Annotated in this window: 25 protein-coding genes and 1 riboswitch; of the genes, 15 read left to right on the top strand and 10 right to left on the bottom strand. The window is 30.4% G+C overall.

Annotation, left to right across the window (positions count from 1 at the left end; all coding sequences use genetic code 11):
- Nucleotides 1-224 precede the first annotated feature (224 nt).
- Together TEGL_RS08470 and TEGL_RS08475 are read left to right on the top strand one after the other, a co-directional pair.
- Nucleotides 225-1,481: a Gfo/Idh/MocA family protein gene (locus TEGL_RS08470; protein WP_018591251.1), complete on the top strand. Its 1,257-nt coding sequence runs from the start codon at nt 225-227 to the stop codon at nt 1,479-1,481.
- Between the two features lie 144 nt (nt 1,482-1,625).
- On the top strand, nt 1,626-2,330 hold the full coding sequence (locus tag TEGL_RS08475) for a DUF4839 domain-containing protein (RefSeq protein WP_242827307.1): 705 nt from the start codon (nt 1,626-1,628) through the stop codon (nt 2,328-2,330).
- 418 nt (nt 2,331-2,748) lie between these two features.
- Here TEGL_RS08475 and TEGL_RS08480 read toward each other — a convergent pair whose 3' ends face one another.
- From TEGL_RS08480 to TEGL_RS08495, 4 genes are all read right to left on the bottom strand, one after another.
- The gene (locus TEGL_RS08480) at nt 2,749-3,009 is read right to left on the bottom strand and encodes a hypothetical protein (RefSeq protein ID WP_018591249.1); all 261 of its coding nucleotides are present in this window, start codon (nt 3,007-3,009) and stop codon (nt 2,749-2,751) included.
- Nucleotides 3,010-3,157: 148 nt separating this feature from the next.
- The gene (locus TEGL_RS08485; RefSeq protein WP_338460421.1) at nt 3,158-4,228 is read right to left on the bottom strand and encodes a HAMP domain-containing sensor histidine kinase; all 1,071 of its coding nucleotides are present in this window, start codon (nt 4,226-4,228) and stop codon (nt 3,158-3,160) included.
- A gap of 95 nt (nt 4,229-4,323) precedes the next feature.
- Nucleotides 4,324-5,025, bottom strand: coding sequence for a response regulator transcription factor (locus tag TEGL_RS08490; protein WP_018591247.1), 702 nt, complete (start codon nt 5,023-5,025; stop codon nt 4,324-4,326).
- A 274-nt stretch (nt 5,026-5,299) separates the two neighbouring features.
- Nucleotides 5,300-5,926 carry a TlpA family protein disulfide reductase gene (locus TEGL_RS08495; protein ID WP_161618783.1) on the bottom strand — a complete coding sequence of 209 codons (627 nt, stop codon included), beginning with the start codon at nt 5,924-5,926 and terminating at the stop codon, nt 5,300-5,302.
- 291 nt (nt 5,927-6,217) lie between these two features.
- Here TEGL_RS08495 and TEGL_RS08500 point away from each other — a divergent pair, with 291 nt between their 5' ends.
- The 12 genes from TEGL_RS08500 (at nt 6,218) to TEGL_RS08555 (ending at nt 18,199) form a co-directional block, all read left to right on the top strand.
- Complete coding sequence (locus tag TEGL_RS08500) at nt 6,218-7,642, top strand: sulfurtransferase (RefSeq protein ID WP_018591245.1); 1,425 nt, start codon at nt 6,218-6,220, stop codon at nt 7,640-7,642.
- 259 nt (nt 7,643-7,901) lie between these two features.
- Nucleotides 7,902-8,570 (top strand): helix-turn-helix domain-containing protein, encoded by a 669-nt coding sequence (locus TEGL_RS08505; RefSeq protein WP_018591244.1) that lies wholly within the window; start codon nt 7,902-7,904, stop codon nt 8,568-8,570.
- Nucleotides 8,571-8,652: 82 nt separating this feature from the next.
- Nucleotides 8,653-9,402, top strand: coding sequence for an antA/AntB antirepressor family protein (locus TEGL_RS08510; RefSeq protein ID WP_018591243.1), 750 nt, complete (start codon nt 8,653-8,655; stop codon nt 9,400-9,402).
- A gap of 10 nt (nt 9,403-9,412) precedes the next feature.
- Nucleotides 9,413-10,324: a phage replisome organizer N-terminal domain-containing protein gene (locus TEGL_RS08515; protein WP_018591242.1), complete on the top strand. Its 912-nt coding sequence runs from the start codon at nt 9,413-9,415 to the stop codon at nt 10,322-10,324.
- 10 nt (nt 10,325-10,334) lie between these two features.
- Nucleotides 10,335-11,090: an ATP-binding protein gene (locus tag TEGL_RS08520; RefSeq protein ID WP_018591241.1), complete on the top strand. Its 756-nt coding sequence runs from the start codon at nt 10,335-10,337 to the stop codon at nt 11,088-11,090.
- A gap of 46 nt (nt 11,091-11,136) precedes the next feature.
- A complete protein-coding gene (locus TEGL_RS08525; RefSeq protein WP_018591240.1) occupies nt 11,137-11,385 on the top strand; it encodes a Mor transcription activator family protein in 249 nt (82 codons plus the stop codon).
- Nucleotides 11,386-11,524: 139 nt separating this feature from the next.
- A riboswitch (SAM riboswitch) is annotated at nt 11,525-11,636 on the top strand.
- A gap of 163 nt (nt 11,637-11,799) precedes the next feature.
- The gene (locus tag TEGL_RS08530) at nt 11,800-14,202 is read left to right on the top strand and encodes a homocysteine S-methyltransferase family protein (RefSeq protein WP_018591239.1); all 2,403 of its coding nucleotides are present in this window, start codon (nt 11,800-11,802) and stop codon (nt 14,200-14,202) included.
- On the top strand, nt 14,186-15,064 hold the full coding sequence (locus TEGL_RS08535; RefSeq protein WP_018591238.1) for a methylenetetrahydrofolate reductase: 879 nt from the start codon (nt 14,186-14,188) through the stop codon (nt 15,062-15,064). Before TEGL_RS08530 ends, TEGL_RS08535 begins: the two co-directional genes overlap by 17 nt.
- A complete protein-coding gene (locus tag TEGL_RS08540; protein ID WP_018591237.1) occupies nt 15,057-15,737 on the top strand; it encodes a hypothetical protein in 681 nt (226 codons plus the stop codon). The genes TEGL_RS08535 and TEGL_RS08540 overlap by 8 nt, the downstream gene beginning before the upstream one ends.
- 655 nt (nt 15,738-16,392) lie before the next feature.
- On the top strand, nt 16,393-16,890 hold the full coding sequence (locus TEGL_RS08545) for an RNA polymerase sigma factor (RefSeq protein ID WP_018591235.1): 498 nt from the start codon (nt 16,393-16,395) through the stop codon (nt 16,888-16,890).
- 12 nt (nt 16,891-16,902) lie between these two features.
- A complete protein-coding gene (locus TEGL_RS08550) occupies nt 16,903-17,925 on the top strand; it encodes a DUF4179 domain-containing protein (protein ID WP_018591234.1) in 1,023 nt (340 codons plus the stop codon).
- A 73-nt stretch (nt 17,926-17,998) separates the two neighbouring features.
- Complete coding sequence (locus TEGL_RS08555) at nt 17,999-18,199, top strand: hypothetical protein (protein ID WP_018591233.1); 201 nt, start codon at nt 17,999-18,001, stop codon at nt 18,197-18,199.
- 162 nt (nt 18,200-18,361) lie between these two features.
- Here the strand turns inward: TEGL_RS08555 and TEGL_RS08560 are convergent, their stop codons facing one another.
- Genes TEGL_RS08560 through yedE form a run of 3 tightly spaced genes read right to left on the bottom strand, consistent with a single transcriptional unit; the run spans nt 18,362 to nt 19,896 of the window.
- A complete protein-coding gene (locus TEGL_RS08560; RefSeq protein WP_018591232.1) occupies nt 18,362-18,604 on the bottom strand; it encodes a DUF3343 domain-containing protein in 243 nt (80 codons plus the stop codon).
- 1 nt (nt 18,605) lies between these two features.
- A complete protein-coding gene (locus tag TEGL_RS08565; RefSeq protein ID WP_018591231.1) occupies nt 18,606-18,827 on the bottom strand; it encodes a sulfurtransferase TusA family protein in 222 nt (73 codons plus the stop codon).
- Complete coding sequence (yedE, locus tag TEGL_RS08570; RefSeq protein WP_018591230.1) at nt 18,811-19,896, bottom strand: YedE family putative selenium transporter; 1,086 nt, start codon at nt 19,894-19,896, stop codon at nt 18,811-18,813. The genes TEGL_RS08565 and yedE overlap by 17 nt, the downstream gene beginning before the upstream one ends.
- A gap of 187 nt (nt 19,897-20,083) precedes the next feature.
- On the opposite strand from yedE, the gene TEGL_RS08575 reads away from it, so the two are divergent.
- Complete coding sequence (locus TEGL_RS08575) at nt 20,084-21,247, top strand: aminotransferase class V-fold PLP-dependent enzyme (RefSeq protein WP_018591229.1); 1,164 nt, start codon at nt 20,084-20,086, stop codon at nt 21,245-21,247.
- Between the two features lie 65 nt (nt 21,248-21,312).
- On the opposite strand, the gene TEGL_RS19795 is transcribed toward TEGL_RS08575, so the two are convergent.
- Genes TEGL_RS19795 through TEGL_RS08585 form a run of 3 tightly spaced genes read right to left on the bottom strand, consistent with a single transcriptional unit; the run spans nt 21,313 to nt 21,952 of the window.
- The gene (locus TEGL_RS19795) at nt 21,313-21,459 is read right to left on the bottom strand and encodes a YvrJ family protein (protein ID WP_018591228.1); all 147 of its coding nucleotides are present in this window, start codon (nt 21,457-21,459) and stop codon (nt 21,313-21,315) included.
- A 15-nt stretch (nt 21,460-21,474) separates the two neighbouring features.
- The gene (locus TEGL_RS08580) at nt 21,475-21,699 is read right to left on the bottom strand and encodes a DUF2922 domain-containing protein (RefSeq protein WP_018591227.1); all 225 of its coding nucleotides are present in this window, start codon (nt 21,697-21,699) and stop codon (nt 21,475-21,477) included.
- A 31-nt stretch (nt 21,700-21,730) separates the two neighbouring features.
- Nucleotides 21,731-21,952 carry a DUF1659 domain-containing protein gene (locus TEGL_RS08585; RefSeq protein ID WP_018591226.1) on the bottom strand — a complete coding sequence of 74 codons (222 nt, stop codon included), beginning with the start codon at nt 21,950-21,952 and terminating at the stop codon, nt 21,731-21,733.
- Nucleotides 21,953-22,064 lie beyond the last annotated feature (112 nt).

The following is a 22,064-nucleotide window of genomic DNA, read 5'->3' on the forward strand; positions in this document are numbered from 1 at the left end:
CCTTTAGAATAAATTATAATATTTACAATAATGTAAAAAACACATTTCAACCATATTGTAACAATGAGTTTTGATAAGAACAACAAATTGTTCAGTATCTAAACAAATCTTAAGACAAAAATATTAATTAAAAGCTTAAATTTTCCTCATTTTAATTATGTTTATATGAATATATAAATAGAAGGAAACAATTACCTATAATACAAATTAAGGGTGGAGATAATATGAAAAAAATATCAGTTGCTGTAATAGGAGCAGGATCAAGGGGGATGAATGCCTACGCACCCTATCTACTGGAAAACCCCAACCTAGGAGAAATAGTAGCAGTAGCAGAACCCAAGGACGAAAAAAGAAATAACTTTAAAAATAGATACAACATAAAAGAAGAAAATACATATTCCTCATATGAAGAACTCTTATCAAAACCTAAATTAGCAGACGCAATAATAATAGCCAACAGTGATGAATCCCATTTTGAACCAACTAAAACAGCCCTAGAAAAAGGATATCATGTGTTACTAGAAAAGCCCATGTCAAATAAACTGGAGGAAGTAATCAAACTAGGACAACTGGCAAAAAAACACAAAGACCAAGTGTTTGTCATATGTCACGTTCTAAGATATACACCATTTTTCAGTGAGCTAAAAAGAATAGTGGACAGCAAAGAATTAGGCAACCTTATAAGCATACAACACAATGAAAACATAGGATACTACCATTTTGCACATAGCTATACACGTGGAAACTGGAGAAATAGCCATGAAACAAGTCCGCTAATATTGGCTAAAAGTTGTCATGATATGGATATATTATTATGGTTAACAGGGAAAAGTTGCAAATATATATCTTCCTTTGGAAGTTTAAGTCATATGAAAGAAGAAAGCTTCAAAGAAAACATGGCAAATAAATGTGTAGACTGCAAGGCTGAAAGAGCCTGTCCCTATAGTGCGAAGAAAATATATTTGGAAGATGATGTACTTAAGGCATCTTTATACGCAGTGGATGCCAACCCTACAAAAGAAAATTTGGCAAAGGCTATAACTACTGGCCCTTATGGAAGATGTGTGTACAAATGTGACAACAACGTGGTGGATCATATGGTAAGTATATTCGAGTTTGAAGACAATATAACTGCCACTTTTAACTTATCAGCATTTACAAAGGATTGCACAAGAACCATAAAGCTTATGTTTTCTCATGGAGAAGTGGGTGGAGATTTTCACAAGAATGTGATAGAGGTGCATAAATTTGGAGATAATCACCACACAGTAATTCATCCTAAAGTGATAAAAAGTGGTCATGGTGGGGGAGATTTTAAGCTAATGGAGGAATTTGTTAAAGCCGTAAGTTTAAATAATAAGGAAGTAAAAACTGGTGCAATTACTTCTGTGGAAAGTCATGTAATGGCATTTGCAGGGGAATACTCTAGATTAAATCATGAAGTAGTTAATGTGAAAAAGTTTTGGAATAATCAAATATAATAAATATGAATTTAATGGTTGAGGTGGAAAATTATGAAAAGATTTATGTGTATTTTAATAGCAATCATTTGTTGTATCACTGTTGTTGCATGTGATAGTAGTGATCATAAGGGGGAGGCTAAAACCCCCTCAGGTCCATCTGCAATGAATGGGCGAGATTACAAAAGTGTGGAAGAGTCATTCGAGGAGAATGGTTTTACTAATATCAAGCTAGAAAAAATAGAAGACTTGGTTACTGGCTTGTTGACAAAAGAAGGTGAAGTAGAAGATGTCTCTGTAGGAGGAGATTTTGACTATTCCCCAGATAAGTGGGTTAGGGCTGACACCCAAGTTATCATAAGATATCATGCTTTCCCAAAAAAAGAAAGTGAACAAACACAAAAGAAATCAGAAAAAAACACAAAGCAAGAACAGAGTACTGAAAAGGATGGCAAAAATATGGAGCAAGAAGATATATCCAATAAAGTGTTAACTATTGATAATTGTGAGGAACTTGCTAATATGCTATCAAATAAAGACGATATAGATGAATCATATTCAAGTTTTGCAAAAAAATATAAAGGAAAAACTATTGAATTTGATGGTAGAATTGATCATTTAATGAATTATGAAAATTATGATACAAGATATGATATTCTTGTGAGTACAGGTGATTATGATCCTGATCATCAAACTGGGCCAGCATTTAAATTTAAGAATGTGGCTGCTTATGATTTGGATTTGGATACTATAGATTTAGAATCTGAAATTAAAGTGGGAAAAAATGTACGAATTGTTGCCAAGGTAGAGGAGTTTGATAGTAACTCTGGTCTATTTTTTCTTGATCCTGTATCCGTTACAGCACGATAAATCCATAAAGTGGTTAATGTAAAAAAGTTTTTAAATAATTACTTTCGCCTTATGGTTGCTGAAAGAGATTATATTATGTAAAAATAACAAATAATATTAATTTTTTAACTGAACAAAGCTGCATGAGAGGATGCAAGGATTTTTTCATGCCTTATTTTAATGAAGAATAACTTAACGATTTCGTAATAAATATAGCCTTTTAACACGGGTAGTCATGATTAAAAATAAAACTAGAGTAATTAAATTATTTTAAGTAGGATTTATAAACACTGTAAATAAGGAAAAAACACAGGGGGCAATTAATTAATGCTATTTTATTTCTCACAGGTCATTTCGTAATAATTTTAATATTGCGTCTGATTATTTAGACATGAGAAATAATATAGTTAGAAACGTTGTAATAATAGCTAATATTATATTATTTATTATTATACACACTAGGGATTGGGGGGTATCCTAATGACAATCTTATTTTATCAATAATAAGGAGCGCTATTCCAAGAGTAGTAGCCTTCAAATAGGACTTAAGAGAACTTAGATCAGCCTTTTTCCTGTCTTTTTTATCCATTGCTGTAAGATAGAGATTTGCTACGGTGCCTTCTGTGGTTTTATCAGGATAGTTATCGATGTCATTAACAATTTGTTTCAAGTTATTGCTGGTTTCTTCAATCAAGGCCATGAAAATATTTCAACCTGGAACATGGTCGAAATATTTTTTCAGCCAGCAGCTTTGAATTGATATTCTCATAAAAGCTGAAACTCTTGTTTATCGTTTTTTTTACTTCTATCTAGAGTAGTCAGTAAACAGTTGGCTTTTAAATCAATATTTATTTTGAGTTTATTGGCAGACAGATGATAAACATGGTTTTATCTGTTCTTTCCAAAAATATTTCACCTTTATGAAGGCGGATATACTCTTGAGATAAGGCCATTCCAATGCCAATTTGTCCCTTAGCACCCTTATAAAATCTGTCAAATACATGTTCTTGATCTTCGGAAGAGAGTGCTGTTCCATCATCGGAAATTTTTATTACAATTGCTCTGTCTTTTTTTGAAGCCTCAATCCATATGGCGGAATTTGTGTATCTTGTGCTATTTGTTAAAATATTGGATATTGCAGAAAACACCATATCTTCATCACAGTGAACCATAAGGGGATCTGGAAGATTTAGAAACAGTTTCAGCCCTTTTTTCTGTAGTGAGGGCTCTATTATATGAATAGAGTCATAAATTATTTCTCTGACATCATATATATTTATGTTTGGAACTGTCATACCACTGTCTACTTTGCTAAGTCGTAGGATATTCTCAATCAGACTGTTCATTCGCTCCGTTTCTTTTACAATAATCTCGCAGCTACCTTTTTGGGAAGCAAAACCGCTTATTATTCCATCTGCATAACCTCTAATAGCCATAAGAGGCGTTTTTAGTTCGTGGGAGGCATTTTCGAAAAAGTATTTTATAGTTCGTTCTTTCTCATCCAAAGTTTTTGCTACATGCCTAGCTACAAAGTAAAGTAAAAGGGATATGACAACCATGATTCCTATAAGAATCAGTGTGGTTGTTTTTACCAGATAACGTTCAAATGAAACATCCACATAAATAAGTATGGCTTCTTTACCAGAGGTGGAGTTATCTACTTTGGACAGGTTCTCTGTTGTAGGTATAAAATACAAAAGATCTCTGTTTTGTTGGAACTTTTGCACGTTTCCAAAGGGCATTTTCTGTTTGTTTGCAAGATAATAAGAAACCATTTTCATTTCCGGATTAGGAAACGTATCTTTATCTAGATTTTCCATATGAAGAATAAAAACATCAGGAAGAATATCATCTGAATTTTTCTTATTTTTTAAGTATTGATTTAGTGCTGTAACAGTACTTTTTTCTATGTGGTTCATTTCTAGTGTATAAAACATTACAATAATTAAAACTCCGAAAAATATGGAAAGTCCCGTTAGAAAGTATAGTGCCTTATGGTTGTTTCGTAACATATTTAAGCATCTTCCTTTCTAGTCATTTTAAATCCATAACCCCATACTGTCTGAATATAAACATCTGCTCCAGCAGCTGTGAGCTTTTTTCGTATTCTTCGGTTGGTTTCGTCAGCTACGCGGGTTTCAATTTCAAAATTCATACCCCAAACTTCCTCAAGAACTTCGTCACGGCTCACCGCATCGCCAAATCGGCGCATCATGTAAGTTAAGAATTTTATTTCAGTAGGTGTCAAATTGATGATTTGACAATCTACAGAGCACTCATGGGTTTTTCCGCAATAGAAGAGATTTCCGCAAAATAATTTATCTGTATCAAGAGGCTGGGCATTTTGAGCTTCAAATTCAATTCGGCGTAGCAATGCTTTAATTTTTGCAGAAAGCAACATGGGCTTAAACGGTTTTGTGATGTAATCGTCGCTACCTAAGGATAGACCACTATAGTAATCATTGTCACTGTCCTTAGCTGTAATCAGAATAACCGGTACTTTGGAGATTTCGCGTAACGACATAAGTATGCTGATTCCATCTGATCCAGGCATCATAATATCAAGGAGAACTAGATCACATTGTGACTGTTTAAAGTTCTCCAGTAACAGGTCTCCCGTGTCAAAGGCGGTTACTTCATGCCCCTCGTTTTTTAGAAAAGCGAAAAGGATATTTCGGATTTCTTTTTCATCATCTGCTAAATATATTTTTGCCATTGTGAACCTCCTTACAAAATGTAATTAACAAAATTATAACATAAAACTACAAACAGTTAGAGATACATTTACACTGAGGTCTGCAAGAGTACACATCTAACTTTGATCAAGCAGAAATATTACCCTACAAATGTAATTCTTATAAAGAATATAAGAATTGGAGCGATCCAAATTTTCTTTTCGTAGAATTTCACAGAAAAGAAGGCTGCTGAGAAAACCAGCAACCTCCATATTGTTAAGACAACTTGAATTTTAGAATTTTTACTGTCAACCGTTATTTAAGAGCTGGTTTTCCAATAGATTTTAAAGCATTGTTTATACTATCTTTATAGATTTTTGCAAGATCGCTAGATTTATAGGTTTTTGAAAGCTCACCAGCAGATCCAACAAGTGGCTCTACTACAATATTACCTCTTGAATCTACAAAAATAGTTGTAGGTGTAGATTGTATTTTTTTTGTAATAGAACTCCAATCACCATCTCCGCTTGTCAAAGTTGTATTTTTAAATCCTGCATTAGATAAGATTTTTTTTGCGACTTCTTTGTTACTGTCTCCGTCTAGGACAGCTGTAACCATGTTAATATTTTTTGGTAATCCCTTTGCGATAGTGGCAAGTTTCGGCATTTCCTTAACACAAGATTTGCAACTAGTGTTCCAAAAACTAATTGCTGTAATATCTGCTTTTTTAAGATTATCTTGTGTAAAAGTACCTCCGCTCAGCGTTTTCGCTGAAAAATTCTTTATACTTCCATGTTTGCTTGTAGTGGAACTTCCTTGTTTATTTTCATTTGAAGTTGCATTTTTTTCGTTGGGATTTACTTTTTTTTCAGTGGTAGTTGTTTTATTTTCATTTGAAGTTGCTTTTTTAGGGCTACAACCTGCAAGAATCCCAATTGACATAATTGAACATAATGTAAATACAATCATTTTTTTCTTTTTCATATCGAATACCTCATTTCATTTTTTATTTGTGTATTTTCATAATAAAATAAAATAAGATATACTACCTCACAAATAGGCAATTATTTTGCAACAAAATTGCAACAAAATTGCAACAGATTTGAGTATGCATCATAATTCATATAAAAAATCTATAATAAATGGTAATTTATAGAAATATTCTATTTGAGGTGGGATTACTACTGTGATAGCATTAATAATGCAGGATTTTACAAACTAGGAGGGAAAGTAATGAATATAGCAAAAAAGGTATTAATGGTAATCTCATTATTAAGTATGTCTATGATAACGGTTGCATGTTCTAGCACACAGCAAGAAGATAATAATGATATTAAAAGTATTAAGGTATCACAAATAAACGAGGAAATTGATAAAGGAACACAAGTAATAGACATAAGAGAAGAATACCAATATATAGGTTGGGATAATAAAGAAGGTGCAGGTGGGCACATAGATGGTTCTATTGATTTTCCAGCTTCTTGGTTAGATATAGAAAGTAATTTCTCTAAGATAAACATAGAGTTAAAAAGAAGAGAAATTGATAAGTCCAAAAAAACTGTAATATATTCAAACAATGAGGTAGATAAAGAGATATACAATAAATTTAAAGAACTTGGGTTTACGGATTTAAGTATATTAACAGGTGGATTTAATGAGTATGTATCAGAAAAATTACCTGTTGAAAAAATGAAAAATTATGAAACACTAGTTCATCCACAGTGGGTATATGATTTGGTTGAGGGGAAAAATCCAGATACATTTAAAGGTGGAGAATTTAAAGTTGTAGAAATTGATTTTGGTAAAGATAAGGGAGATTACAATAAAGGTCATATACCATCTGCAATTACAATTGATGATAGTTTAAATCATATAGAAGGGGAAAGAATTCTTCCAAACTATGATAAAATGAGTGATGAAAAGAAATTTAGTTATTGGAATAGACCTAAGGATAAATGGATAAAACAAAAATTAGAGGAAATGGGGATTACTAAAGATACTACTGTAGTTGTATATGGATCAAATACAACAGCAGCAGCTAGACTTGGTGTAGTTATGAAGTATGCAGGAGTTAAGGATGTAAGGCTTCTAAATGGTGGCAAAAAATTAATCAATAGTATGAATATGCCTTTAGAAAGTGGAGTTAATGAATATAAGTCTGTTAAGGATTTTGGTAGTGATGTTCCTCAAAACCCAGGAATTTTAATAGATTATGAAGAAGAACTTAAAATGGTCAATGATACAAAAGACTCTGTTATAGCTTCAGTTAGAAGTTTTGAAGAATACAAGTGTATAAAAAGTGGTTACACTTATATAAAAGATGCTGGTGAAATAAAAAATGCTAGATTTGCATATGCAGGATCTGACCCATATAATATGGAAGATTATAGAAATATAGATGACACTATGTTTAATTATAATTTTATTAAACAGAGATGGGACAAGTGGGGTATCACTTCTGATAAAAATATATCTTTCCATTGTGGAACAGGATGGAGAGCTAGTGAAACCTATTTTTATGCTTTATCTATGGGATATAAGGATATATGCGTTTATGATGGTGGATGGTATGAATGGCATCTAAAAGAAGATTCTCCTAAAAAAGAAGAGGGTCTACCAGAAGATGCACCTGAGAGTGAACCTAATTCATTTTTTTAATAAAGAAATTTTATAAAATACATATGTTTTAATAATAAATATAAAAATTAGTAATAGTGGCTTATGATGTGCTCCTTTTATGATAATTGGTTGAAATAATAAGACTGTTATCATGAGAGGAGCATATTTTAATGGAAAAATTTATTATTTTTATGGTCATCATTATAAATCTACCGATTTTCTACCGAGACATTTTAAAAAAAATTAATTATAATTTATTTATAATAAACTTTATATAAAAAGGGTGGATAAAGTAATTATGGGGAAGAACTTAAGAAAAATAAGAATAAGCAAAGGTTATTCTCAAGAGGCATTATCAGTCCAAGCTAATGTTTCCGTAACAAATATATACATCATAGAAAACTATAAAAAGCTAGTTAAAAAAGAAACTTTGGACAGTGTATTAAAATTTTTAGAAGTAGATATGTCTTACGATGAATATGAAGCTGCTGTAAATGATAAATCAGCTAAGCAACTAGGTGAATATGAAGAACTTTATAAAAATCAAACTTCTAAGTTAAAAACAAAAGTAGATAAAAAACTACGAGAAGCAGAAGATTTATTGAAAAATGAACAGTTTGAAGAATCTTTAAAAATTTACTTATCATTTTTCGATACATTGGCACATGATAGCGGCTACCTAATAACATGTGCACTTCTTTATCAAAAATTAGGAAGACATCTAAAATCTATTAATTACTGCAATAAAATACTTAATAATGATAAAAACAATAGTGAAGCACAAAAGATTAAAGAAAGTAGTTTAGCACAATTAAAAAATTTAAATATACAAACAAAAGACAAAATGAAAAACTATACAATAAAAGATTTAATAGAAAACTCTAGAGTAAGCAAAAATAAACTTTATTATTCTGAAATAGCAGACGAATTATGTATAGATATGCCAATTAGAAAATCAAATAATTAAAATATCATCAAAAAACTGTCATATTAATTTTTAGTATGGCAGTTTTTTTTATATAATTTCTAAAAACTAAGGAGGAAAAATTATGGAAACTATGCGCAACATACAGCAACTAGTACCAGTAACAATGAATGAAAAAGAGGAGGTAATTATAAGCTCCAGAGACTTGCACCAATACCTACATATTCAAACAAGATATAAGGTATGGATACTTAGAATGTTGGAATATGGATTTGAGGAAGATGAAGATTATCAAAGGGTTACACAAAAATGTGACACCCCTGGAGGAGTTCAAAATCAAACAGATTATATATTGAAAATAGACATGGCAAAGGAAATTTGTATGATTCAAAGAAGTGAAAGAGGAAGACAAGCAAGAAAGCATTTTATTGAAATGGAAAAGAAATTTAACTCACCAGAAGCACTTATTGCTAGACTGATACAACTAAAAGATAAAATGAAAAATCAAAACACATCACCATTTACAAAGGGTAATACTGAAACTTATCCTACTACAAGAACTTCCACACACAAAAGTCAAAAAAGCTCTATTAATTTATCTACAAACTTTAGAGACACAGCAAAGATAATAGGTATTAGGGAAAACTTGTTTATCAGCTGGCTACTTCTTAATAATTATTGTTACAGAGATGCCTCAGACAATCTTAAACCTTATGGTCATGTTATGGACTACTTCACTTTCAGATTTTATACAACAGAACATAACCATAGTGGAATACAAACTATGATTAACTCAAGAGGAAGAGAAGTATTTAAAGCTTTATTAATAGATGAAAATGTAATTAAAAATGAGGATATAAAATTATTAAACTAAGGAGAAGAAAATGGGGAAAAAATATTATTGGTTAAAAGTTCAAAGAAATTTTTTCAGACAAAAATCAGTGAAAAAGCTAAAGCAAAGTGAAAATGGAAACGAAAAGGTGCTTATATATTTGGAGTTACTTGCTTTATCTTTGGAAAATGACAACAAATTAATATTTGAATATGTGGAAGATACTTTTGCAGAAGACTTAGCACTTGAAATAGATGAAGATCCAAAGCGAGTAAAAGAAACATTGGACTATTTAAAAAGTCAAAACCTTATAGAATCTGTAAGTGAAAGTGAGTATGTACTTTTGGAGGCTTTTGAATTAACAGGTAGTGAAGATAAAACTACTAAACGCGTTCGAAAACACAGAGAAAATAAAAAAGATAATACAATAGAAGAAATTGAAACACACTGTAACAAAAATGAAACAGTATGTAACGCTGATGAAACACATGGTAACAAAAATGAAACGCTAGAGAAAGATATAGATATAGACAAAGAGATAGAAAAAGAAATAGATAAAAACAAAAACAAAGAAAAAGCATGTGTAACTTATTTAAGTGACAAAAATAAAAAAACGAAAACTGCCAATAAAAATCTAAGCAAAATCACTAAACTTTATGAAGCGAATATAGGGCCTATTTATCCAGCAAGTAGAGACTGGTTTATTGAAATATCAGAAAAAATTGAGGCAGACCTTTTTAACAAAGCCATAGAAATATGTATTAATAAGTCTGTTGTAACGCCATCTTACTTAAAAGGCATAATCAGAAAATGGACAAATGATAAAATATTTACCCTAGATCAGTACAAAGCTAAGGAAATAGAGCTTTTGAATAAAGAAAATCATGAGGATTATGATGAAGAAATTGACGAGGAAATGTTAAAAGAAATTAAAGAGCTTGAGACCAAGCTGGGAGTAGTGTAGGGGGGAGCAGATGGATGCAAAACTACTTGAAAGAATGAAAAAGCTAATGGAAAGCTGCAAAACTGTGGAAGATAACTATGATTGTGAAAAATGCAGAGACTTTGGGTACATATTTGAGAAAAACAACCATGACTGTGAAGTTGCCATACCATGTGAATGTTTAGCTAAAAAACAATCACTAGAAAAATTGAAAAAATGCGGGTTAAGTGAAGCTTTTAAGGAAAAAACCTTTAGCTCTTATAATTGTGAAAAGAAATATCAAATTAAGGCAAGACATCAGGCACTTAAATTTTGTAATGATTTTGCAGATAATAATTCATCTCTTTTAATTTGTGGTCGCCCAGGTTCAGGAAAAACACATTTGGGAATAGCTGCCATGCTCAATTTAATAAATCAAAATGTGGGCTGTCGCTACGTGGAGTACAATTCCATGATGATGAATCTTAAACAATGTGTAACTGATGAGGAGAATTTCATACGAGAAATGAACAAGTACTTAAATCCAAGAGTTCTTTTTATAGACGATTTTTTGAAGGGAAAAATTACAGCAGCAGATCTTAATTATATTTACAGAATCATAAATAGTAGATATTTAAAAAACATGCCTCTAATTATTTCAACAGAAAAAACCATAGAAGAAATAATTAGCTGGGACGAGGCTGTGGGAAGTAGACTTGTGGAAATGGCAAAAGACAATATTATAACTTTCAGTGAACGAAGTAATAACTACAGACTAAAAAGCTATATAAATCCAAATAATACCTAGTAGAAAATAATTTAAAATATATTTTAATATAAAAAGGGGAGAAATTATGAATATTTTAATGGATGATATACCTTATAACTTACATACAATGGTGGAAATTATAGGAATGGAGAATTTTTTGGAATTAAGTAAACTGTATGGAGGAAGTAATGTGTACATACCAGTCTACCACAGAGTAACTATGGGAGATAGAAACAGAGAAATTGCAAGAACATATAACGGCAAAAATATTAATCAGCTTAGAATAAAATATGGAATGACAGAGCTACAATTAAAAAAATTAGTGGGAAAATGATTTATATAAATTCATATTAAATTATTAGGTTATAAATGTATTAAAAATATAAATTTAAAATAAAAAAATTAATTATATTATTGACAATTTATGTATATTGATATAGTATTATTTTAACCAAAAATTAAATATACGAAACTTTTTATCCAGAGAGACGGAGGGAATGGCCCTGTGAAGTCTCGGCAACCATCAAACTATTTGTTTGAAAAGGTGCCAATTCCAACAGAACAATTTGTTCTGAAAGATAAGAAGAAGCCTGCATTATTATTGTGTGTATATTCTGAGGCCTTCTCTACTTATCTAGAGAAGGCCTTTTTTAATTTTTAACTGATAAATTTGAGCAAGAGACATACTTATCAATACTGATTAAGAGATGAAGGTATGAAATTTTTAGTGTGAAGAAGGGGTGACACAATGCAAAAAAATATATTAGAACAAGTACTTGTATTTGATGGTGCAATGGGAACAATGCTTCAAGAAAGAGGATTAAATCCAGGAGATTGCCCAGAACTTATGAATATATCTAGCCCAGAAAAGGTAGGGGAAATACATAAGGCTTACTTACAAGCAGGAGCAGATGTAATTACTACTAATACATTTGGTGGAAATAGAATTAAGCTAGGTGAATATGAACTAGGTGAAAAAGTATATGAAATAAATAAAAAGGGGGTAGAAATTGCAAGAGAACTAGCAGTCAAAAAAAATAAATATGTAGCAGCGTCAGTAGGGCCAACAGGACAGTTTATGAAGCCACTAGGAGATAAGTCTTTTGAAGAATTGCATGAAGTGTTCAAAGAACAAATATATGCACTATCCAAAGGAAAACCAGATTTTATTATTCTTGAGACTTTTAGTGACCTAGGAGAAATTCGTGCAGCGCTTTTAGCAGCAAAAGATGTTTGCAATATTCCTGTAATATGTTGTCTTACCTATGAAGGGGCAAGAACATTAACAGGGGCAAGTCCATCAAGTGCAGCAGTTATACTAGAAAGCTTAGGAGCATCAGCTATTGGAGCAAATTGTTCAGGAGGGCCAACAGAGTTATTTTCAGTAGTAAAAGAATTATGTATAAATACAAAATTACCGGTTTTAGTTCAGCCAAATGCAGGTCTACCAGTATTTGAAGATGGATGTGTACATTATCCACTTAATGATAATGACTTTATAGATGATATCAAGCCATACTTTGATTTAGGAATGACATTATTTGGTTCTTGCTGTGGTAGTAGTCCAAAACATACAAGAGCATTAATAAGTACATTAGATAACGTTAATATTCCTAGTAGAAATAATGAAGAAATAAGTACTTTGGCAAGTAGAGAAAAGGTTGTAAAGATAGGAGATAATTATCTTCCTAAAATAATAGGTGAGAGAATTAATCCTACAGCTAGAAAAAAATTAGCACAAAGCCTAAGGGATAATGATTTTGGAATTTTACAAAAGGAAGCATACGAACAAATAAATAAGGGATCTCATTTGTTAGATGTAAATATAGGGACTCATGGAATTGATGAAAAAGTTACTATGGAAAATGCAATTTATATTCTTCAACAAAATATAGATGTTCCTCTTGTAATTGATTCTACAAATCCAATTGTTTTAGAAGCAGCACTTAAAAATTATCATGGAAAGGCATTAGTAAATTCTGTAAATGGAGAAAGGGAAAGTTTAGATACTATACTACCTCTAGTTAAAAGGTATGGTGCAGGGGTAATTGGTTTGACATTAGATGAAAGCGGAGTGCCAAATGATATAGAAACAAGACTTGAAATAGCTAAAAAAATAGTAAAAAAATGTGAAGAATATAATATATCAAAGAAAGATATATATATAGATGTTCTTGCATTAACTGTTGGAACAGATACACATGCAGCAATAGAGACTTTAAAAGGGTTGAAAAAGATAAAAGAAGAACTTTGTGTAAATACAGTTTTAGGAGTAAGTAATGTTTCTCATGGTCTCCCAAATAGAAATAAGATTAATAAATCTTTCCTTTCTATGGCTATTTTAAATGGGCTTGATTTAGCTATTTTAAATCCCCTTGAAGAAAATATTATAGATACTTGGGAATCATCAGCATTATTAGCAGGCAGGGATAAAAATGCTGAAAACTATATAGCAAAAAATATAAAAGCATCTAAAAAAGAAGAAATAGATAAATTAAGTATATCTATAGAAACAGTTAAGAATTTAGTAGTAAGAGGTTCTCATGAAATTACTAATATTGCACAAGAATTACTAGATAAAGAAATATCGCCAATTACAATCATCAATGAAGGATTAATTCCAGGATTAAATATAGTTGGGGAGAAATTTGAAGCAGGAGAGTATTATTTGCCACAACTTATGCTTAGTGCAGAAGTGGCTCAAAATACATTTACATTACTTGAAAAATATTTAGATGACAATGAATCTTTAAACGGAAAAAGTACTATTATAATTGGAACTGTAAAAGGCGATGTACACGATATAGGTAAAAATATGGTAGGGGTTATGTTAAAGACATATGGATATAAGGTAGTTGATTTAGGCAAAAATGTTTCAAAGGAAGAATTTTTAGAAGCAGCTATAAATGAAAATGCTGATTTTATAGGACTTAGTGCCTTAATGACAACGACAATGATAGAAATTCCAAATACAATAGAATATATCAAAAATAAATTACCTCATATCAAGATTATTGTAGGTGGTGCTGTAGTAACTAAGGATTATGCACGATTATCAGGGGCAGATGGATATAGTGAAGATGCGGTAGGCGCAGTTAAGCTAATAAAGAAATTAATAGAATGTAGGAGCGAAGATGAAAAAATCATTTAGAGAAAAACTTGTAAATAAAGAATTTGCTGTAACGATGGAAATAGACATACCAAAGGGGTTAAATTTACAAAAGGCATATGACAGTATTTATCCATTAAAGGATTATATTGATGCAATAAATATTCCAGATAATCCAATGGCTAAAATGAGAATAAGTCCTATATCTTTAGGTTATTTAATAAAAAATAAACTAGATATAGAACCAATATTCCACTTTTCTTGTAGAGATAGAAATATTTTAGCTATTCAATCTGAATTATTAGGAGCAAGTGCTTTAGGAATAAACAATATTTTAGCATTAACTGGAGATGACCCAAAGGCAGGAGATTATCCTAATGCAAAAGGGGTATTTGACTTAGACTCAATTGAACTTGTAAGAACCATTGTAAATTTAAATAGTGGATTAGATCAAAAGGGAGATGTTATAGAAGGTAGTGCTAATTTTTTAATAGGAGGAGTTGCAAATCCAGGTTCTGATGATTTAGAAAAAGAAGTAGAAAAACTTCATAAAAAAATAGAATCTGGTGTAGAATTTATTCAAACTCAACCTATATTTGATATAAATAAGTTGGAAAAATTTATTAATGCTACTAAAAATATAGATATACCTATACTTTATGGATTTATGCCACTTAAAAGTGCAAAATTTGCAAGGTATTTAAACAATAATGTTTCGGGCATAGATGTACCAAATGAATTTATAAATAGAATAGAAGAAAAAGGGCGTATTGCATCATTAGAAATAGGAAGGGAAATTTTAAATAAATTAAGAAAAATAACAAATGGGGTACACATTTTTCCAATGGGGGATATAGATTTAGTTCGAGAGTTATTTGAAGAAGGAGCTGCTTATAATGAGTAGTAATTTTATTACAATTCCTTTAGATATAGAAAGGGTTTGTGACAGTATACAAGAGTTAAAAGGTTCAAAAGAAGAAGTAAAAAAACTTAAAAATTATATTCATCCAAAGGTGTATTGGAAAGACCTTAATATAAAGTATATAAGTGATGGTCAAATAGTGATAGATGTAAAAGATGAAGAACCAATAATTATAAAAAGTTCATATATTTGTGAAGGGTTAGAAAAATGCCACAAGATAACCATAGCCTGTGCAACTATAGGGAATGGTCTTCCAGATTACAGTAAAATATGCATGGAAAATGGGGAAAGCTATAAGAGCACAGTTTCAGATATTTTAGGGTCTTATACAGTAGAAGAACTAATAGATAAGTTTAATAAGCATCTTTTACAGAGAAATATGACAAAAGGGCTATATGCTACACCTAGATTTAGCCCTGGATATGGAGATTTGGACTTGAAAAACCAAATAAAGATTATAAATCTTTTAAAAATCCATTCAGAAATTAAAGTAAATGAAAATTATATGTTAAGTCCAGAAAAAACTGTTACAGCACTTATAGGTTGGTCCTTTTATCCAAGAGAGTTAAAATATCCAAAAGGAGAAAAGAAAAAGGGATTGTGCCAAGGTAAAAATAGCTGTGAGAATTGTAAAACTTGGGCTTGTAAAAAATAAAAAGAGAAGACGTGAAAATGAATAAAACTACCTGATTTTTCAACATTATATTTAAACAGAGCGTAATTTTTAAAAGGATATTAATACTTTAATTACTTGTAAAATAAACCCTATATCTTAAATACTATAGTAAATTAAGATATAGGGTTTATTTTTTTCATTACAATATGAGTAGCTATTTCAAATTATTTTTTTACTATTTTACATAAAAAGTCACTGAAATGGCAAATAAGCTTATATCCTATAAATAGTATAGAAGTCCACAATACAATGTTTAGTACTTGGAAAAATAATTCCCATGAAATGGTAATCATAATATTATCCCCCTCTTAGGTAAATATAAAAATCATATAACATTAAATAAATTATAACATAATTTACTTGTATGCTAAGTAATTACAGATATAAAAAATAAGGTGAATTATACCTACTATAATTTACCTTATTTTTATATTTCAACATTATCTCCATATGTATACACTTAAATAATATATAATAGAAAATAATCTCAAAAATATAACCTGGGAGCTAGAATAAATATGATTAATTAAAAATGAATGCAACTATATAGGGAAAAACACTAGTCTAATAAGTGAAAAAGAAATAAATCAAAATTTTGAATAGTAATATGTACATATTAAATCAGGAGGAAATAATGGAAAATTTGATCAAAAAGGCCAAAAAAGGAGATGAAGAAGCCTTCTTTAATCTTATGGAAATAAATAAAATCTCATTGTATAAGGCAGGAAGAGCTATATTAAATAATGATGAAGATGTAGCAGATGCCATACAAGAAACAGTAATAGCAGCTTATAGAAATATAAAGTCTCTTAAGAATGATTCATATTTTAAAACATGGTTAACTAAAATATTAATCAATAAATGCAAGGATATAATCTCTAAAAATAAAGAAACAGTAATATTAGATGATTATGTAGAAGAAGGATATGTACAAGAGTTTTTAAGTAAAATTGAAATAGAAGATATGCTAAATGATTTATCAAAAGAACAAAAGTTAGTTGTGTCTCTTTATTATATATCGCAGTTTAATACTAGGGAAATAAGCGAAATATTAAAAGAGCCAGAGGGTACTATAAAGTCCAGAATATCAAGGGCTAAAATAAAACTAAGACAAAGCTTTGCTATGAGATAAGGAGGTATGAAAATGAACAAAAACAATAAATTTTTAGATGATAATTCAATCCCAAATTGTGTAAATACAAAAATAGATGAAGCAAGAAATTTAATTAGAAAAGAAAATATAAAGAAAAAAAGGATTAAAAATGCATGTTTATCAGTAGCAGCTACTGTTGTTATATTTTTAGGAGTGACTATTTTAAATCCAGCATTAGCAGATAAGGTGCCTTTTTTAGGAAATATAATAAATACTTTGAAAAAAGACAAAGATTTATCAGAGAAAGAACCATTTATCAAGAATATTAATAGCAAAAATGGAAGTGCATTGAATGAAAAAGTTATAAACAAAGATATAGGAATTACAGTACAAGAGGCTTACTGTGACGGAAGTAACATATATATAAGCTATTTATTAGAATCGGAAAATAGGCAATTAGATGATATGGATCGTATCCGTTTAAATGATGCTGAAAATGATGGGGATGTAATGGCTAGTTTTAGTAATGAAAAATTACAAGTTGATAATACTGTAAGCAAAAAAATAGATAAAAACACATATGCAATAATTCAGTGTATCGATTTAATGCCCCTTGTAAAAAAAGGTGTTGATGTAACACCAAGATTTAATTTAAGTATTAACATATCAAAACTCAGAGGATATACATCTAAGGAAGGAGATAAGATTGTAAAAGGTAATTGGAGTTATAACATAGCTGTTAAAAAGGATGATAGTAAAAATATAGCTTATGAACCAAATTTAGAAAATAATAAATTTAAATTAAATAAGATACTTTTAACACCAAATACTACAGAGATAGAGATGGATGTTCCACGTGATGCTCCCCATCCATATATATTGGCTTATGATGATAAAGGTAAATTTTTAGACAATCTTACTTTTAGCTATTATTTAGAAAGTGATTTAGGAACGATAGAATATGATAAGTTTGAGCCTATTTCAAAAGACTCAAAATATATTTTGATACAAGTTATAGATAAGAGCAAACAGGAGAAAGATGTAATTAGTGAGTTTAAAGTTCCATTAAAATAATGAAGATTATAATTATGAGTTATACTTTGAGCCAAGTAATCCAATTACTACAGATAGAGAATTTACTGATGAGTTGATAAATTATTTTTCTAGAGAAGGAAAATGTATAACAATTATAGAAGAAAGTATGGAACCAATTTTTGAATTAGATGAAGGGCGTTATATATGTAAGTTAGGGGAACCTTTTAGAGCTTGTAAAGCTATTAAATGTCCTATAAACCCAGTTGCAGGTAGATTTTTGGGGTATAAATGGGTTTATATCTATAAGTATTAACATAAATGTTTAATTATAAAGGGAGTATAGATAGATTTGTGTAAAAACAAATCTATCTATACTCCCTTTAGTATACATATTATATTTACACAAATCTAAGGACAGTCTCAATATAAAAAATTACTTACACACTCTTATTGGCAAACCCTATTTATCTTTATTTTAAGACTCATCAAAATCTTTATACAGACTATATTTATCACTTAACACATGATAAATTCTTTCAATATCTTCTATATATAATGCTTCAACATCATCTTCATATGTAAAACTTACTCCTATACCGCAATTGGAACTTATTTTTCTAGGAACTGGCGATGTTTCGTTTGAAATGTTTTTTCTATTAAGCAATCTAGAAAACTTAATTGCTCCAGAATGAGTAAAAAATGTAATAAAGTATTTCATATTATTTTGTACCCGTTACTATAAAGTCATCATCTTCGAATTTTTCTATGCTTACATTGTAGCCAGCGTTTTCCATATATCTTTTCACATTCATACAAGCTGTATTATTATCAACTAATACTTCTACACCTGAACTGTTTTCTTCCAATGCTTTTTTTGCTATAAGAACTGGTTGAGGACAAGAATATCCTCTTGCATCTACTTTTTTACCCAACTTTAACATCTCCCTTCTCTTTAACTTTAGCTTTTCCTATTTCTGAACTAAAGTATGATATTAAGCCAAGAACAACAAAACAGATTATAACTGCTATTTGTCCATTTGGAGTTGGACCTTTTGGAGAAGCTGCCAATTGGAAGTTATGAGCAAATGCGCCGCCTACTAATAGCCCAAGGATTGTAACAACAGAATCAATATTTCCTTCTCCAGCTAGTACTAATTGTCTCATAGGACAACCACCTAGAAGAATTGAGCCCCATCCAACAACTACCATACCTAAGAAATTCCATAATCCATCATTGTGAGCTACTGGTTGCTCAGCAAATCCTGGTGTAAAAAATCCAAATACAAGATTTCCAACAAAAGCTGCTACCAACATTGCTAAAAATCCAAGTATTAAGTATGAATCTTTAAATAATATTAAGTCTCTTATTCCACCAACCATGCAAAGTCTAGTTCTTTGACATATAATACCAACTGCAAGACCTATACCTAGAGCTATAAAAGCTGGTGCATGTTGTGAACCTGGTCCTTCTTTTGAGAATATTAATAATGTAGAAGATGTAATTAACATTACGAATAGAACTACGTTTATAATTGGAAGAATATATCCTTCCGCCTTAGTTTGTTTATAATTTCTTTTTAATGAGAATCCCCTATTTAAAAATACTATTCCTATCACTATACCTACAGCAAACCCAGCTATACCAAATATGGCATTAAAATCCCCACCTGCTAATCTAAGTACCATTCTTGTAGGACAACCTAAAAACATTAGTGCCCCAATCATTATCATAAATCCTAAGCAAAATCTAATAAAAGGTGAAGAACCTCCACGAGATGCAAATTCTTTTTTAGTAACAGCTATTATAAATGCTCCCAGTATCATCCCCATTATTTCTGGCCTAGTATATTGCACTATTTCTGCCCTATGAAGTCCTAGGGAACCTGATATATCCCTTATGAAACAGGCTATACAAATCCCCATATTCTTTGGATTACCTAAAAGCACAGAAATTACAGCTAATAAACCTATAATAGCTCCCCCGATAATAATATTTCTTTTTTCTTTCATATACTACCCTCCTAAAATTACAAATTATTTCAATTAATATGGTATCACAATAAAATAGGAAATAAATGGTTTTGAGGCAGTATGTAAAGATTCAATATTATGGTGGTAGTTATAGAAAAAATCTATAACCTTTTTATATATAAAGAGTGCTATATTAAATTTGAGAGATAATAATAGGAGGGTATTTATGAGAAAAATTTATTGTGATAATGGAGCTACATCTTATCCAAAAGCACCTTTAGTTGGTGATTCTATAATTAATTATATAAATAATATTGGTTGTAACGTAAATCGAGGGGCCTATTCATCTTCTTATGAGGCAGAAAACATAGTCTATGAAACTCGAGAATTATTATGTGAGTTATTTGATTTTGATAAACCTGAAAATGCAATATTTACTGCTAATATTACAGCTAGTTTAAATATGGTACTAAAAGGACTTCTTTCCCATGGGGATAACGTTATAGTATCCTCTATGGAACACAATGCTGTTATGAGACCTTTAAGCTCCCTAAGCAAAAAAGGTGTTACAATTACTAAAATACCTTGCAATTCATTAGGTGAAATAAACATAAAGGATATTCAATCATCCATAACCGAAAAAACAAAGGCATTAGTTATGACTCATGGATCTAATGTTTGCGGAACGTTACTTCCTATAAATGAGATTGGTCAAATTTGTAAAGATAATAATATAATCTTTATTGTGGACAGTGCTCAAACTGCTGGAATAGTAGATATAAGCATGAAAAAAAATAATATTGATATACTATGCTTTACTGGTCATAAAGGCCTTCTTGGTCCACAGGGAATAGGTGGCTTTTTAATTAGAGATGAGATTGTGCCTTTAGTAGATTCTCTTATTGAAGGAGGGACTGGAAGTTTTTCAGAAGAAGAAGTTCAGCCTACATACATGCCAGATAAATACGAAAGTGGAACTGCCAATATTCCTGGAATATATGGCCTAAACGCATCTTTAAAATACTTAAAAGAAGTAGGAATTAAAAATATATATGAAAAAGAAATGTATTTAACAAAAAGATTTATAGATGGCATTTTATCTATAGATGAAAGCTTATTAATAGGTAAAAAAGATATAGAAAATAGAACTGCTGTAGTTAGTATTGATTTTAAAGATTTAGACAACGGCATAGTCTGTCATCAGTTGGACAAGACTTATAATATTCAAACAAGAAGTGGTCTTCACTGTGCTCCATCTGCTCACAAAACTTTGGGTACTTTTCCAAATGGAACTGTAAGATTTAGTTTTGGACATTTTAATACAGTGGAAGATATGGACTATGTACTAGAATCATTAAGAAATATAATTAACAATAAAACTGAAATGTAAATAATAGATAATAAAGAGGGGTACACAGAAATGTGCACCCCTTTAATATAAATGTGAAATTTGCTTTATCTATTCATCTTAATAATATTGTTGGATAGCTCATTTATACTATCTGTCAAACCTTGCAGCTTTCCTTCAATTCTCACTAACAAATAAAGTGAAATTGCAATGGGAAAACCCAGGTTTGCAATAATAGATTGAATATTATCCATATATATCACCTCAAACTACACTTCTAAATCGTACTCAGTAGTTTTAGAATCAACCACTTTAGCAGATACACAAGTTGTTATGTCATATCCCTTGGGCTGGAAGATATTTTTATCTTTTACTAAGTTCATAGTATCTATTATTTCCTGTTCTCCAAGGTCTTCCCTTGGATCTTCAACAGTGACAGAAAAGCTATTTCCTAAAGCATTTTTAAAAGTCATTACAAGTTTTTTTTCATCCATATTTTAACCTCCTAAAAATTAAATTAATTTACTACTCTGATAAAGAAGAGTTGTCCACTCTGTTTGTGCCACTTAAAGTATGCTGTTGCATATCTACTAAGGCATTAACTACAGCCATAATGTTTTCATTTGAAGCACCTGATTTTATACTTGAAAAAGTCTTAGTTTTTACTATTCTGTCTCCATTTAAATCTGTACCATGATCAAATTTAACCTTTACAGATGAAGCATTGGGTGTTGAAACTACTGCCATATTATTACCTCCTTAAATTTTTTTAGCAACGGATTTATCTGAAGCGCTAGCAAAGATACATCGTTGGCAATATGAGCTTTGCGAATTTTGTGAGCTCACTTTCTACTTATAT

Source organism: Terrisporobacter glycolicus ATCC 14880 = DSM 1288 (assembly GCF_036812735.1).
Taxonomy (GTDB): domain Bacteria; phylum Bacillota; class Clostridia; order Peptostreptococcales; family Peptostreptococcaceae; genus Terrisporobacter; species Terrisporobacter glycolicus.

Bases quoted from the DNA above. Each gene is read 5' to 3' on its own strand.
- TEGL_RS08470 (WP_018591251.1), top strand. From the start codon at position 225: ATGAAAAAAATATCAGTTGCTGTAATAGGAGCAGGATCAAGGGGGATG.
- TEGL_RS08475 (WP_242827307.1), top strand. From the start codon at position 1,626: ATGAATGGGCGAGATTACAAAAGTGTGGAAGAGTCATTCGAGGAGAAT.
- TEGL_RS08480 (WP_018591249.1), bottom strand. From the start codon at position 3,009: ATGGCCTTGATTGAAGAAACCAGCAATAACTTGAAACAAATTGTTAAT.
- TEGL_RS08485 (WP_338460421.1), bottom strand. From the start codon at position 4,228: ATGAACCACATAGAAAAAAGTACTGTTACAGCACTAAATCAATACTTA.
- TEGL_RS08490 (WP_018591247.1), bottom strand. From the start codon at position 5,025: ATGGCAAAAATATATTTAGCAGATGATGAAAAAGAAATCCGAAATATC.
- TEGL_RS08495 (WP_161618783.1), bottom strand. From the start codon at position 5,926: ATGTCAATTGGGATTCTTGCAGGTTGTAGCCCTAAAAAAGCAACTTCA.
- TEGL_RS08500 (WP_018591245.1), top strand. From the start codon at position 6,218: ATGAATATAGCAAAAAAGGTATTAATGGTAATCTCATTATTAAGTATG.
- TEGL_RS08505 (WP_018591244.1), top strand. From the start codon at position 7,902: ATGGGGAAGAACTTAAGAAAAATAAGAATAAGCAAAGGTTATTCTCAA.
- TEGL_RS08510 (WP_018591243.1), top strand. From the start codon at position 8,653: ATGGAAACTATGCGCAACATACAGCAACTAGTACCAGTAACAATGAAT.
- TEGL_RS08515 (WP_018591242.1), top strand. From the start codon at position 9,413: ATGGGGAAAAAATATTATTGGTTAAAAGTTCAAAGAAATTTTTTCAGA.
- TEGL_RS08520 (WP_018591241.1), top strand. From the start codon at position 10,335: ATGGATGCAAAACTACTTGAAAGAATGAAAAAGCTAATGGAAAGCTGC.
- TEGL_RS08525 (WP_018591240.1), top strand. From the start codon at position 11,137: ATGAATATTTTAATGGATGATATACCTTATAACTTACATACAATGGTG.
- TEGL_RS08530 (WP_018591239.1), top strand. From the start codon at position 11,800: ATGCAAAAAAATATATTAGAACAAGTACTTGTATTTGATGGTGCAATG.
- TEGL_RS08535 (WP_018591238.1), top strand. From the start codon at position 14,186: ATGAAAAAATCATTTAGAGAAAAACTTGTAAATAAAGAATTTGCTGTA.
- TEGL_RS08540 (WP_018591237.1), top strand. From the start codon at position 15,057: ATGAGTAGTAATTTTATTACAATTCCTTTAGATATAGAAAGGGTTTGT.
- TEGL_RS08545 (WP_018591235.1), top strand. From the start codon at position 16,393: ATGGAAAATTTGATCAAAAAGGCCAAAAAAGGAGATGAAGAAGCCTTC.
- TEGL_RS08550 (WP_018591234.1), top strand. From the start codon at position 16,903: ATGAACAAAAACAATAAATTTTTAGATGATAATTCAATCCCAAATTGT.
- TEGL_RS08560 (WP_018591232.1), bottom strand. From the start codon at position 18,604: ATGAAATACTTTATTACATTTTTTACTCATTCTGGAGCAATTAAGTTT.
- TEGL_RS08565 (WP_018591231.1), bottom strand. From the start codon at position 18,827: ATGTTAAAGTTGGGTAAAAAAGTAGATGCAAGAGGATATTCTTGTCCT.
- yedE (WP_018591230.1), bottom strand. From the start codon at position 19,896: ATGAAAGAAAAAAGAAATATTATTATCGGGGGAGCTATTATAGGTTTA.
- TEGL_RS08575 (WP_018591229.1), top strand. From the start codon at position 20,084: ATGAGAAAAATTTATTGTGATAATGGAGCTACATCTTATCCAAAAGCA.
- TEGL_RS19795 (WP_018591228.1), bottom strand. From the start codon at position 21,459: ATGGATAATATTCAATCTATTATTGCAAACCTGGGTTTTCCCATTGCA.
- TEGL_RS08580 (WP_018591227.1), bottom strand. From the start codon at position 21,699: ATGGATGAAAAAAAACTTGTAATGACTTTTAAAAATGCTTTAGGAAAT.
- TEGL_RS08585 (WP_018591226.1), bottom strand. From the start codon at position 21,952: ATGGCAGTAGTTTCAACACCCAATGCTTCATCTGTAAAGGTTAAATTT.